The 14,225-nt window shown below is 66.6% G+C and carries 8 protein-coding genes; 7 read left to right on the top strand and 1 reads right to left on the bottom strand.

The features are described 5' to 3' along the window. Window positions 1-548 (top strand): hypothetical protein (locus AC1DYN_RS06180; RefSeq protein WP_477958240.1); only part of this gene is annotated, 548 nt, incomplete at its 5' end. Between the two features lie 126 nt (window positions 549-674). Here AC1DYN_RS06180 and AC1DYN_RS06185 read toward each other — a convergent pair. Beyond that, window positions 675-1,103: a hypothetical protein gene (locus tag AC1DYN_RS06185; protein WP_477958241.1), complete on the bottom strand. Its 429-nt coding sequence runs from the start codon at window positions 1,101-1,103 to the stop codon at window positions 675-677. 228 nt (window positions 1,104-1,331) lie between these two features. Here AC1DYN_RS06185 and AC1DYN_RS06190 point away from each other — a divergent pair, with 228 nt between their 5' ends. The 6 genes from AC1DYN_RS06190 to AC1DYN_RS06215 all read left to right on the top strand — a co-directional run bounded on the left by AC1DYN_RS06190 (window position 1,332) and on the right by AC1DYN_RS06215 (window position 14,174). Beyond that, a complete protein-coding gene (locus AC1DYN_RS06190; RefSeq protein WP_477958242.1) occupies window positions 1,332-1,751 on the top strand; it encodes a hypothetical protein in 420 nt (139 codons plus the stop codon). Between the two features lie 398 nt (window positions 1,752-2,149). Further along, entirely contained in the window at window positions 2,150-9,121 is a 6,972-nt protein-coding gene (gene xopAD / locus AC1DYN_RS06195; protein WP_477958243.1) for a XopAD/skwp family type III secretion system effector, read from the top strand. A 378-nt stretch (window positions 9,122-9,499) separates the two neighbouring features. Further along, window positions 9,500-11,137, top strand: coding sequence for an alanine racemase (locus AC1DYN_RS06200; protein ID WP_477958244.1), 1,638 nt, complete (start codon window positions 9,500-9,502; stop codon window positions 11,135-11,137). A gap of 611 nt (window positions 11,138-11,748) precedes the next feature. Then, window positions 11,749-12,942 (top strand): elongation factor Tu, encoded by a 1,194-nt coding sequence (gene tuf, locus AC1DYN_RS06205; RefSeq protein ID WP_477958245.1) that lies wholly within the window; start codon window positions 11,749-11,751, stop codon window positions 12,940-12,942. 120 nt (window positions 12,943-13,062) lie between these two features. Continuing rightward, the gene (locus tag AC1DYN_RS06210; protein ID WP_477958246.1) at window positions 13,063-13,497 is read left to right on the top strand and encodes a VOC family protein; all 435 of its coding nucleotides are present in this window, start codon (window positions 13,063-13,065) and stop codon (window positions 13,495-13,497) included. 92 nt (window positions 13,498-13,589) lie between these two features. Then, entirely contained in the window at window positions 13,590-14,174 is a 585-nt protein-coding gene (locus AC1DYN_RS06215) for a TetR/AcrR family transcriptional regulator (RefSeq protein WP_477958247.1), read from the top strand. The last annotated feature ends 51 nt before the right edge of the window (window positions 14,175-14,225 follow it).

Below are 14,225 nucleotides of genomic sequence, written 5' to 3' on the forward strand. Positions count from 1 at the left end.
ATGACACTCAGTGTCGCCACGTCAATCACTCCTTCGCTCCCTGCCACCAAAAGCAGCAGGTTAGGGTTCTTGCGTGGGTCAGTTTTGGATGGAAATCCTCGGGCTCAGTGGGTCAGTTCTGGATGGAAATCAACAACCCGTGTTTGACAGCGCGCGTGGTGGCCTTGAACCGCAACCAAGGAGCCCTTCACATGGCTGGTACCCCTGTTGGCGCCCCCAGGCCGCCGACCTTTCCCGCTTCTTCACCGCAGTCCGACCAAGCGGGTTCCTCATCCCCCTTCGCCCCCTTCCCCGCCAGCTGCATCGGCAGCCTCGAGTTCGCGCTCAAGGTCGACCAGGTGAATCGCCTGCTGGGGCACGTCATCGACGTCAGCGATGGCGTGGCCGCGTGGCTAGAAGTCGGTGAACGAGAGCCTCCCCCCACCCCGCCCGATGCAGACGGCATGCCGCCCCGGGTTCGGCAGTCGCAAGACACCGCCATGCGCGGCCTGTGCATCGCCTCGCTCGAACTCATCGGCGACCAGGCCAAGCGCCTGCGCTCGGCGTGATGCTGCCGCGGCGACGAACCGCCAACGGAACGCCGGGCTGGTAGCGTGATCGGGGCGTTCTTTCCGTGACCTCGCTGCGTGTGAACGCAGCGCTGTCGACAGATGGGCTCCGGCGCCAGGCAGGATTCAGGTGCAACCCCAAAGATACAAGGACAGCCCCGCTTGCTGAGCCCGCTGTGCGAGCTTGCGCAAGTCCGAAACAAGAGGCTCGAGGCCCTCGGGCGTGCCAGAGATCTCGTCCGTCGCGGCCCATTCAGTTCGAGCCTCAGCCAGGCGGGTTTCGCTGGCAGTGGCCAGCAGATGAACCAAGCTCTTGGGAAAGCGATACAGCCATGAACCGTCGTCGCCCTCGATCGACTCGTCGATGAAGTCGTGGCGCTCCGGGCTCCAGGCCGAGCCTTCCAGGAGCGCCCAGAAGGTGCCCAGCTCAAGGGTCGTGAGCCCCTTGTATTCGGCCGGGATCAGCCGGGCCTTGATGCTCTGGTGAAAGTCGGGCATCGCGTATTGGCGCGCGTCTTCCGCGCTTGCGACGAACAGATCAGCAAGAATGCTCATGGCGTTTTCCGAAGGCTTGGCGTTGTAGGCACAAGTGTGAGCCAAGAGGGCCGCGCAATAATGTCGTTGTGCAAGGCGGCAGGTTTGCCGCCCACTTCCTGTCAGCCGCCGCCAGGGGTGTCCGTCATGCGCCGTCGCGCTTTCGCCATCACGGTACTTGCTTCGTCGCTCGCAACTGCAGCGAGCGCGGATGCGATTGACCCTTGCTCGCTCCTCTCGGATGCTGAGATGGTCGAGCTGGGCCTGCCGAAGGATTCAGTACCGTCGCGCGAGTCCCAGCCAGGTGGGGTGCAGGCTTGCAAGTATCAGTTCCGAACGCCGGGTGCCGCCTCTGACGGCGTGGTGTCCATCATCCTCTCGCAGGCAGTGCCTGAGCGGGTCCTCCAACTTCGCGGGCTGCAAGCCAAGGCACGAGAAGAAAGCACGCCGGCGCAACAGGCACGCGGCGAATACTTCGAGGGCACGGTCATGTGCAAGGTGGTCCTGGCGTCTCAACAGGAAACCAGCCAATGCATCGGCACCTCAGAGCAGTCCGTCGTCGCCTTGGCCGTGTCTCGACCGAACCTCGCCAATGAGGTGACGTATCCTGCTTCGCAATTGCGGATCACCGCCGCCTTGGTCTCACGTGTCACGTCCAGAGGTGGCTGACCCATCGAGCGGACGCGTGGCCCGTATCGGGCTTTGAGCTCCCCCCGAATTTCGTCTTCCAAGGCGCGATGGGTCGCATCGTCGGATTTCCTGACGCCGCTTCACCGTGGCGGCGCGCGCCGTAGCCTCCAGGCGCCAAGATGTTCCAAAGCATCTTGTATTGGAACGCCATGCATTCGAATCCCCACCGTGTCGGCCAGGGCAACCGGTCGCAAGGCGGTTTGTCGCCCGTTCAACGCGAACAGAACCCCCCCGCTTCTTCCGCCTCGTCCAGTTCCCCCAGCACCGCGACGGTCCGCGCCAGCACGGCCCTGCAGACGCGGACGTCCACGGCGAGCGCCAACCGGGCGGGACGGTCCTCCCCCGCCGGCCTGCGCCCCCGTTTCGCGGGTACCGCCATGTCCCAGCCGACCCCGGCAAGGGTGCGACCGGAACGCCACCGTGTCTCCCGCCCGGCCTATGACATCCAACAGGCCGGGCCGACGCCCGCCGAGTTGCAGGCGGCATTCACCGGCCATGCCAGCCAGCAGGCCCAAGCCACGCGCGCGCAGCAGATCGCCTTGCTCCGCGGACCGTACCGCGGGATACGGGGCGTGCTCGACATGGAGAAGAACCCCGTCCTGACCCAGCCTGGCAGGCGCGCAAGCGCGTTGGCCTTCCTCGGCCCGGACCAGTCTCCAGACGAGGGGCTGCGTCACCTGAACGCCTATGTCGACCATCTCACGAAGGCCACCCGCGACGCGTCCGACCCTGTCACCCAGACGCGGCTGAACCACTGTCTCGACGACGTCGCGCACCATCTGGTGAAGACCGGCTGGTTCGAGACGGGGTCCGTCAGCCAGCTGGCCCACCTGGCCAACAAGCTGCGCACGCACGAGCGCAATCCGGCCGTCAGCGCCGCCATCTCATGGATTGCGACGCAGGTCATGAGCCGACCGGCCTCGCAGCTGCGAGACTCGAAAGAGGTGTCGCTGCTGCTGAATGCATTCTCCAAACTGCCGCGCGAGCGCCGCACCGAACCGCTGGCCCACCTGGCCAGGGCGATGGAAGCGGACCCCTCCCTCGTGTCCGGACTGCAGCCGATCGGCATCAGCACCGCATTGAACGCATTCAGCACCACGCCCGAGTCGCGCGATTGCAGCCGCATGGGCCTGCAGCTGGCCCAGCGCCTCGTCGATCGACCTGACATCGTGGAGGCGTTCGACGAACAGGGCGTCAGCAACGCGCTGAATGCGCTCGCCAAGTGGCCGCACGAGCCGGCCTGCCAGGAGGCCATGCGCCAGCTGGCCGCCAGGATTCCGGCGCTCTGCCCGACCCTGAACAAGCAGGGGCTCGCCAACTCCCTGCATGCCCTGAGCCGGCTGCCGAACGACCCTGCGTGCAGGCAGGCCGCCGAAGCGATCGTCCGGCGACTGGCGACGGACGCCACCCCCGCGGACACCATGAATCCCGAGGAACTGGCGGCCTCGCTCAACGCGCTGTCCAAGTGGCCCGACGACAAGTCCTGCAAGCTCGTGGCAGGGCGCCTGTTCACACGCATCCTCGCGAGCCCGCCGGGCCAGGAGCCAGCCGTCGCCGATCGGCTCGATGCGCAGCAGGTCAGCAATGTGCTCAACGCGGCCAGCAAGTGGCCGAACGACTTCAAGCTGGTCGCGGCGCGGATGGTCGGCCGCATCCTGGCCGCGGACGGCCTGAGCAATGACTTCAACGAGCAGGAGGTGAGCAACGTGCTCGGTGCGCTGGAGAAATGGCCGGCGCAGGAACAGTGCAAGAAGGCGGCCGGCCTGCTCGCGCAGCGGGTCGTCGCCGTGGCGGCCCTGCGCTCGTCGATGAACCCGCAGGAGTTGACGCAGTCGTTGCACGCACTGTCCGCCTGGCCGGCCGACGCCACCTGCAGGAAGGCAGCCCTGTGCCTGGCCGCGCACATCGGCAGCGAGGACGGCCTGGTCGCACGGATGGAGCCCCAGCACCTGAGCCTGGCGGCCAACGCGCTCACCCACTGGCCGTCGGAGCCGGCGGCCCGCACGCTGGCCTCGTCGCTCCTGGACCGCGTCCGGACCGATGCCGCCTTGCTTGCGGACCTGAACGCCCACGACGTGGGCAACGTGCTCACCGCCGCGGGACGTTGGCCCGACGAACCGTCCCACGGTGAAGTCGCCGCCATGCTGGCCCAGCGCATCATCGGCGAGCCCGACCTGCTGGACGCGTTGAACAAGAAAGAAGTGGTCAGCGCGATCAACGGGCTGACCCGCTGGCCGGAAAGCCCGGATTGCACGGCCGCCGCCGAGCGCCTGGCCGAGCGCCTGGCTCAGGAGACGAACCTGGGCGAGGGCCTGAGCGGGCACCAGGTCAGCGCGCTGATGAATGCGCTCGCGCGGCTGCCCCAGAACGACTCCGCCAAGGCGGTGGTGACCCAATTCGCCGGCATGCTGTCCAGGAAGCCGGAACTGGCCTCCACGTTCAATCCCCAGGACGTGAGCAACGTGCTGGGCGCGCTGGCGAAGTGGCCTGACGACGCGGTCTGCGCCGACGCCGCCAGCCACCTGGCCGAGCGCATGACCCTGCATCCGCAGGACCTGAAGGACTTCACCGACCAGGGCTTGAGCAACAGCCTGGTGGCGTTGAGCAAGTGGCCCCAGAACGACAAGTGCGCCGCGGCAGCGCATGAGATCGCGATGCACGTCATCGACAACGCCGAGGCCCTGCGCGATCCGGCCCGCTTCGAGGCGCGCACCCTGGCCACGCTGGCGAACGGCTTCAGCCGCTTCCCTGCCGATCCGGACTGCCAGCGCGCCTTGCAGGTGGTGGCCGAAAGCGTCGGCACCGCAGAGCGGCCCTGGCGCGAATTCAACCTCGTCTCGCTGGCCCAGCTGGCCAATGCCATCGGGCGGCTGTCGTCGCAAGAGGGCGATTCCGCCGACGACCTCAAGGCCGTCGCCCAAGCGAAGCTTTACAGCCTGGCCGGACACCTGGAGACCCACCAGGACCTGATCGAGAACGCGTCGGCGAAGCACATCGGCATGATCTTCAAGGCACTGGCGTCGGTCCAGCTGCAGAAGTCGATGCGCCCGCTGGCCGCCGTCGCCATGCGCCGGATCAACACCCTGTGCGACCAGAACTCCCTGCGAGACGAGAACCTCGAGTCCCTCGGCACGCTGTGCATGGGCCTGCTGCCGCTCGCCCGCGGCGCCGACCTGGCCCGGCACCGCAAGGCGGGGCTGGCCTTGTTCAACAAGATGCAGCCCATCATCGATCGCAAGATCGAGGCGCACCTGCAGGACGGGGGCGCGCTGCACGTCGACGACAGGAGCGACACGCGGCGTCCGGCCCTCTCCCTCTTCCAGATCTTCAAGTCGTATGCCGTCGTGCAGGGGCAATGGAAAACCCGCTACGTGGCGGGCCAGCGCCAGGACGTCAAGGCCCGCAGCGAGGAACTCGGGCAATGGCTGGACAGCTCTCTGAAGCGCACGCGCGACATCATCGAGAGCGACCTGCAGGAAATGAGCTGGAACCTCATCGCCCAGATCGACTTCCGCGACGACGTCCTGAACGCGTTGGACTTGCGCATGCAGAGGGAAGGCGCGGCGCTCACCGCCGGCCATCCGCCGACGAAGTTCGACCTGGCGAAGCAACGCGACCGGATGGCCGGCGAACTGCGGCCGCTCGATGCCGGCGTGGGGGATACGCAGTACCGCCTGATCGACATGAAAGGGACGCAGCTGCGCGAGTCGCCCGAGCCGGGCAGCGAGGCCGAATACTCCCTGTACGCCAGCCTGACGGGCAATCCGCTGGTCGAGGTGCGGCTGCCGGGCGCGTTGAGCCCTTTCATGCTGGCGCGCACCATCAACCACGACGGCGAGCAATGGCGCTTCGACCTGTTCGGCGGCAGCCACCTGAAGGTGCCCAGCATGCGGCCCGAGAACATCATGGCCAACTCGCCAAAGGGCTACGGCCGGCTGCCGGCGATCCGGTACTCGGACACCTTGCCCGGCAGCGACATGATGAAGCTCGTGGCCAAGCTCGCTCCGCAGCGGGAAGACTGGTCGCGCATCCAGCGCGGGCTGCTGGAGACGGTCCCGCGCAGCCACGTCGTCGAAGGCTCGATGAACGTCGGCTGGTTCAAGGACGTGGCCGGACCCGATCACCCCTTCAAGCTGAAAGGCCCCGACGGCAAGCCGATCGCCCTGTGCCCGAACGACGGCTGCGGCTTCCTCAAGTACGAAACCGCGATGAAGATCCCCGCGGTGAAGGAGATGATCGAGGCATGGCAGGCCGAACGGGCCGGCACGGCCACTGCGGAGCAGAAGAAGTGGCTGAAGTCGCAGGAACAGACGGCGACCTACATGCCGCCGCAGGCCCTGCAGCACTATCCCCGCGACGCAGAGGCGATCGACGAGGCGCGCCGGCTGATGAAAGGCAAGCTGTCCGCCATCTCGCACACCAAGCACGGAAAGGAGCTTCCGGAACCGTCAGGCTCGTCGACATCCGAAGCACCGCTCGCTCCGGACGATGTCAACAAGCTCGAGCACTTCAGGCTGCTGATCAACGGCGGCTACGAGGGGGTCAAGGTGCGGGCCGTTCCGTCGGCCGACGATGCCGTGCACCTGCCGAAGCAGAAGAGCCGGCCGCACGAAGACCACGGCGGCGACATCCTGCTCGGAAAGCCGCCCTACGACAAGGAGAACCTGCTGCCGATCGAGGAGCATCGGGTCGCGACCGCGAAGACCGACGATGCGACGGCCCGGATGCTCAGCGAAGGCTGCTTCGCCATCCAGTACAGCTACACCGCCTTCGACGACCGGTCGAAGGGGAGCGATCCCGACATGCTGCAGAGCAAAGGCATGCTGATCATTCCGATGCCGGAGTATTGGCCCGAGGAGTACCAGGACCTGGACATGGCCAGCTCGACCGAAGACATGAAGGCGTTCAGCGGCTGGATCGCCAAGCGCGACCGCGACGCCCTGCCCGCCACGATGCCGACGACGGGCAGCCTGCGCGTCAAGGATTTGCTGTTGCCGGGAACGCTGGGTGCCATCCCCATCCCCGAGCTGCGCAAGCGCGACATGGACACCGATGGCGACGATGCCTACGTCTTCGCCGGCTACCCGAAGCTGACGGAGCTGGTCAAGACCACGATGACCGAGCGCAACGAGCGCAAGGGCGCGCCACGCTCCTTCAAGCCGGTCAAGACGGCGCAGACGGCCTACGACAAGGAGCAGAACTACCAGCCCGGTCGAGCCAGCAACATTCTCGACGCCCAGCAAGGCGACGCGCTGGTCGGAAAGGCGAGCATGGCGGCCGTGCGCTTCCTCGCGCAGCCTGATGACATCCGCCACAAGATGGCGGAGGACTGGATGTTCGGGACCTACGACGGCGTCGAGCGAGACCTGAGAAACGGGCTGCTGGACCTGGCGGGCGCCCCGCCTGCGCAGGCGCAGCAGAAGCTGCCGGAACTGCTGAAGCAGGCCGAGGCGGCGATCGGCCGCGCACACCACGAGCAGGCCATCGAGGCGGCGACGCTGCTGCGCAATGCCGTGGCCCAGTGGCACAACCCGGCGCAGCAGCCTGCAGCGACCGACCCGGTGTCCGAGAAGCTGGCGGCGCGCTTTCCGGAGCTTGCGCAGGCCTATGCCGGCGCCACAACCCCGCAGGCCCGTGTCGAGGCGCTGCTCGATCACTACCCGGCCTGCCGCCTGTCCCATGCGCTGTATCCGCAGGGGCAGCCCGGCTTCATCCCGGGGGAGCCGGAGCTGACGATGCGGAACCTGTTCACGCTGGCCGTGAAGACGGGGACGGATGCGCTGAAGTCCAACACCGGTACCGAGACCTTTCTGTCGGCCATCGGTCTCTTCGAGCGCCTGGAGCGCCAATACGAAGACCGCATCAAGGTGGCGCCTCACGGCAAGCAGACGGCGCGGCTGCTGCGGGACGACAAGTTCGATCCGGATGCGGCCCTGGCGGACTTGCGTCGCATGCCGACGATGGCCGCCGCCGTCATGGAGACCTCGATCGAAGAGCAGCAACGCTACGGGCTGCTGGCCCGACCGGTCGCGCCAGCAGCGCGCGTCGCGCAGCAGGCCAGTCCCGCGCAGATTTCCGCCAAGGCCGCAAAGGTCCTGGGGCACGCAACCAGGAACGAACCGGCCATCACGGGGAAACTGGAGCCCATCGTCGATCGACTGGGCGGTTCGCTCGTGAACATGAAGCACAAGCTCAAATCGCCGGTGTCCCTCGAACAGAAGCTGAGTCGGCTGATCGGCGTGAAACAGAAGTCGCTCGACGAAGCGGCCGACCAGGTGAACGACGCGTTGCGGTATTCCATCACCTTCGACGACGGCGAGTTCTGCTCGAAGTACCGATCCGCGATCGCCGAGCTGGACAACCAGGGCTTCCAACGGGTGCAGGTCACCAACCATTTCAAGAAGAAGGACGAGCCGTTCAATGCGGTGTCCGTGACTTTCCTGAAGCAGCCGGAAAACCAGTTGCTGGAAATGCAGTTCCACACGCCGAGCAGCTTCGCCTTCAAGGAAGGCAACCACGACCTGTACAAGAAGTCGCATGCGATGGACATGGCCGGTCGCGATCCCGCACGCAAGTCCCTGATGTCCAAGGCGGTGAAGGACGCGCGGGAGATGGCCAGGCCCGACGGCATCGACGACATCGACGACTGGCGCGTTGACGCCCCGCGCGTCGAGAAGAAGACAACGTCACGGCACTCGCAGCAGGCAGTGGCCAAGGCATCCCCGGAAGCCCAGGGCGTGCGAAAGCAGGCCGAACAGCTGGAAAAGGAGCTGTCGCCTGGTATCCGAAACCTGGCAAAGGAGATCGGGGCGGGCCTGCACAACGAAGACCATTGGCTGGCCGAGGTCCTGAAGTCGCCCAAGTCGATCGACGAGAAGATCGCCCGCCTGTGCAAGCAAGGCCTCGACCGGAAGTCGGCCGCACTGCAGGTTCGGGACGGACTGCGCTACACGATGACGCTGCAGCCCGAGGAGTACGCGAGCGGCTACGAGCGGCTCGTGTCGGAACTGAAGGCCCGCAACATGCGCATCGAGCGCGTGCGCAACGGGTTCTCGGAGGAGCCGAGAATCTACGCGGGAATCAACATCAAGGTCAGCAGTCCCGGGGGCCTTCCTTTCGAGATCCAGCTGCACACCAAGGAGAGCCTGCGCACCAAGCTGCGCGCTCACCGGGACTACGAACGGCTGCGGCGCGTGGGCATGTCCGCAGAGGCGGACACGCAAGCCGAAGGCGGCGCGGGCCTGCTCGTCGAGGACCGGGAACAGGCACTGCGGGCGCTGCAGCAACGCGCGCAGGGGGTCCAGGTCCCGCACGGCGCGCAGCAGATCAAGGAGGTTGGCCGTGGCTGAAAGCTCGCCGGGTTCGAGCCGGAGCCCGTCAAGGGCTGCATGAACAAGCGGTATCCTCGACCCCTTTACTCCAAAGGATCGAGATGGCACTGGCAAAGAAGAAGCGCGTCGGCAAGAGAACCATTTCTGCCAAGCAAGTCAGAAAGACGGCAAGCGGCAGGAAGCGCCGCAAGTCCGACGGCACCCAACCCCCGAAGGCGGTGGCCCCGGCTTCGACGCCCGCGGCGTCCTGACCCCGCGGGACAGCAGATCGCGCAAGCTTCGCTTGCGCCGACTTCGCTTCGCGTGGCGCGTGGGAAGGGATCGGCAATCTTGTGACCATGGGGCCTCGAACCCTGCCAGGCCGGACCTGAGTCCGCCGACACATTTGAGGACCCTATGCCCACGCTCCCACCCACATCGCTCCTGACCAGCGCGCGTGCCGCGTCGCCGAAGCTCACCGACCACGCCCCTGCCGGCACGCTGCAGCAGCCGAAGAGCCAGTCCACTTCGCGCGACACCACCCACATGCCCAGCGCGTCCACGGTTCGCGGACGCACGTCCACGACCGGCGGCGCGTCCACCTCGCGCCTGCGAGCCGGCTCGCCCGCCGACCTGGTGCGCACGAACGCGATGGCCGGCGGCGCACGCATCGACCGCGTCAATCCGCTGACCGGCGCGCGCACCGACCATGTGGACGAGGACGCCGCGTTCGAGGCCCAGGCCCGCCGCGACGCAGCCGGCGGCATCGTCACCGTCGATCTGTCCAAGGTTCGCGACAACTACCGATACGGCGTGCTGATGATCGGCGACGCCCGCCCGTCGGCGGTCGTCAAGGCGAACGGCTACGGCCTGGGCGCCGACATCATGGCCCGCACGCTGGTTTCCGAAGGGTGCCGCGAGTTCTTCGTCGCGCGCGCCTCGGAAGCGGTTGACCTGCGCGCCTCGTTGAAGCGCGACCGCCCGGACCGCGTCGATGAAGTCGCCATCAACGTTCTGGATGGCCTGGTGCCGGGCTCGAACCCGAAATGGCTGATGAAGCACAAGATCACCCCGGTGCTCAACTCGCTCGACCAAGTGAGGGCGTGGAACGCGGCCGGCGCGGCCGAGAACCGCAAGCTGCCGGCGATCCTCCAGTTCGACAGCGGCATGAGCCGCGCGGGCATGAGCCGGGACTTGCACGGCAATTCCGAGCTCGAGCAGTTGCTGAAGGATGTCGACGAGGGCAGGCTGCAGAACATCGACGTCAAGCTCGTGATGACGCACCTGTCCGACTCGGGCGACGCGCCGGCCGTACCGGGCGCCCCCAACAACACGGTGCGCCAGCCGGGCGAGAAGTCGGCGCAACAGCTCGAGGCCTTCGACAGGATCGCCGACCAGGTCGTGGCCAGGTTCCCGGACGCGAAGAAGTCGATCGGCGCCTCGTCGACGGTGTTCCTCGATCCGAAGTTCCACAAGGACCTGGTGCGCATGGGCGGCACCTTCCACGGCCAGGCGCCGTTCGAGGCCGAGACCAACCCGCTCGCCCAGGTCGTGCGGCTCGAGGCCAAGCTCGACCAGATCCATACCTACGAGAAGGGTGCCCGCGCCGGTTACGGCGGCACCTGGGAAGTCAAGCGTGACCAGGAGCGCCACGCCACCTTCGGCCTGGGCTACACCGACGGCCTGCCGCGCCTGGCCAACGGCAACGACGACCAGAACCGCCCGTATGCGAAGGTGACGGGCAAATCCGGCCGGCAGTACGACGCGCCGCTGGTGAGCAAGCTGTCGATGGACATGCTGTCGCTCGACCTCACCGACATCCCGGCCGACGAGCTGTCGCCCGGCGCCAAGGTCACGCTGATCGGCGACGGCATCACGTCGGACCACTTCGGCGCGATGTTCCGCACCAACCCGTCGGAGCCGCAGGTGAAGTTCTCAGACCGCCTCGTGATGGACTTCGTCGACAAGAATGCGCCGAAGCCCCACGACGAGCCGAACCCGGGCGCATCGCCGAACGTGTGGGGCCCGCAGCACGAGACCGTCGCTGCCGGCTGAAGACGCTCGGCTCTTGGCGGCGCCGGCAGCGACCAGACCGGGGAAGCACACAACGCTGCGTGCGTGCAACGCCCCAGTTGCCGGATCGCCATCGCGGTGTTAGTCTGCGACCCCCAAAGATTGACCACCGCACTGCACCATGAAGCAGTTCCTGACCACGCAAGACGCACCGATGACCCGCACAGTTGCGGCGGTTTCGCTGCGCGCCTATTGCGCCGAATTGCTTTCGTAGAGCCTTTGCACCCGGAGGCTCGGCCTCCTGAGTTCCACAAGACCCGGTAGGCCTCGAGCCACCGGGTTTTTTGTTTTCTGCTTGCCCCGTTGGAGACCTGGACATGAGCCCCGAACGAGAACTTCTTTCCGCCGCACGCGCTGCCAGCGCGGTGCCGTGCGTCGGCTCCGTGGAGTGGTTCGTGTAGAGCTTCCAGGCCCCCATGCGCCTGGAGGTCCATCCTCCAGGCAAGAAAGCCTGCCGGGTGGTCCACCCCCGCAGGCTTTTTTTTCGCCCGCATGACGGGCACCCCAAGTCTGGCGCGCGCGCCGACAACCCGCCGACCGTTTCGCCTGGCCAGCGAATCGAATCGGCTTTCACCCTGAAACTGGAGAAAACCATGATGAACAAGGTTCATGTGAACGTCGGAACCATCGGTCACGTCGACCACGGCAAGACGACGCTGACGGCTGCCCTGACCTTCGTGCAGGCCGCGCGCATCGGCGGCCGTGCGCTGTCCTATGGGCAGATCGACAACGCGAAGGAAGAGCGCGAGCGCGGCATCACGATCAATACCTCGCACGTCGAGTACGAATCGGACCGCCGCCACTACGCACACATCGACTGCCCCGGCCATGCCGACTACATCAAGAACATGATCACCGGCGCCTCGCAGATGGACGGCGCGATCCTGCTGGTGGACGGCACCGAAGGCGCCGCGCGGCAGACCATCGAGCATGTGCTGCTGGCGCGCCAGGTGAACGTCGGCCACATGGTGGTGTTCGTGAACAAGATGGACCTCGTTGCCGAGGGTGACCGTGCGGAGATCGAGCAGCTGATCGAAATGGAGATCGGCGCGCTGCTGGCTGCGCACGGATACCACGACGCCCGCTTCGTCTTCGGCAGCGCGCTGAAGGCCTTGGCCGCCGCCGAACGCGGCGACCTCGAAGGTGCCGACGTGCAATGCATCGTCGAGCTCGTGAACGCGTTGGACTCGCGCATTCCTGACCCGGTGCGCGACTACGACGGGCCGTTCATGATGCCCGTCGAAGGCGTGCACACCATCGCGGGCCGCGGCACCGTGGTCAGCGGTCGTGTCGAGCGCGGCGTGATCCGCGTCGGTGACAGCCTGGAGATCGTCGGGCTCAGCTCGGCCGGCGACGCGCCGGTGGTCGTCACCGGCGTGCAGTCCTTCCACAAGGACGTCGCCGAGGCCCGGGCCGGCATGAACGTCGGCCTGCTGCTGCGCGGGGTCAAGCGCGACGATGTCGTGCGAGGCCAGGTTGTCGTGAAGCCCGGTGCGCTGAAGCCGTACCGGACGGGGCGTGCGCAGATCTTCGTCCTCAGCAAGGACGAAGGTGGGCGCCACACCCCGTTCGGCTCCGGCTACCAGCCGCAGTTCTTCTTCGGCACGACCGACGTGACGGGTGTCATTCGCGTCGACACCGAGACCGGCGTGGTCGAGCCGGGCGCGCAGGTGCAGATCAGCTTCGAGCTGAACAAGCCTGTGGCCATCGAGAACGGCATGCGGTTCGCGATGCGCGAAGGCGGCAAGACCGTCGGCGCAGGCATCGTGACCGAGGTGCTCGGCTGATGGGCTGATCCGGCACTTGCCCCTGTCGCCTGCTTGTCGGGCGGCAGGGGCTTTTTCATTCGACACACCGTTTCGGCCTCGGTACAGTCACCCTCCTGGCTCGACCCTGGACCGAAGGACATGACAGTCAAGCGAATGGACAACGTCCTGATCGTTGTCGACGATCTCGAAGCGGTGAAGGCATTCTTCATCGCGTTGGGCCTCGCGCTCGAGGGCCAAACCACGGTCGAAGGGCCTTCCATCGGAAAGCTCATCGGGCTTGGCGACGTCCGAGCCACCCTCGCGATGCTGAGGACGCCCGATGGACAGGGCATCGAACTGGACAAGTTCCACACGCCCGATGCCATCAGGTTCGGGCCCGTCGACGCACCAGTGAACGCTTTGGGCCTTCGCCGCGTCATGTTCGCCGTCGACGACATCGACGCTGTCGTTGCGCGGGTGCAGGCCCTTGGCGCAGAACTCATCGGCCAGATGCAGTACGAGAAAGCGTACCGGCTCGCCTACGTTCGCGGGCCCGAGGGCATCATCGTCGGGCTCGCCGAGCAACTCGGCTGAAGCGGGCCATCGTGCGCCAGCGCCCACGCACAAATCCGACTCGACACCACTGTTTTTGACCTATAGGTCAAAAACCTTGTAGAGTCCGCTCCATGCCCCGCGAACGAGACTTCTCCGAGCCCGAGGTGCTCGACCGCCTGACCGCCGTCTTCAGCACGCACGGCTATGCCGGCACGAGCCTGGCGCTGCTGCAGGAGGCCACGGGCCTTGGCAAGCAGAGTCTCTACAACACCTTCGGCGACAAGCAATCCATGTACTTGCAGGCCATCGACTGTGCCGTGCAGCGCGCCGCGGGCGTGGCCGCGGCCATGCAGGCCGCCAAGGACGGACGCGCGGCCCTGGTCCTCTACTTCGATTTCATCGTCCAGAGCTGCGCCAGCGCCGACCCGGCGCAGAAGAACTGCATCGTCACCAGCGGCCTGCTCGAAGGCCTCGGCGAAGCGCCGTTGAACTGGGAGTTGACCCACCGCTGGCAAGCCACCCACGAACTGCTGCGCTCAGCGGCAGAGCGCGGGCAGCGCGACGGCTCGATCGCCAGCCCTGCCCCCTCGGCCGAACTCGCCGAGCTGCTCATCGCGCTGACCAGCGGCCTGCGCGTCGCTGCACGCGCCGGGCGCAGCCGGGCGCAGATGGAACGGCTCGTGTCGCTCGCACTGGGGGTTCTCGACCTGGCCTGAGCCCTTGCCCCTTCCCTCCGGCCGCGCAAGCGGCCTTTCTTTCCCCTTAAA

Source organism: Rhizobacter sp. P2_D12, from assembly GCF_056404395.1.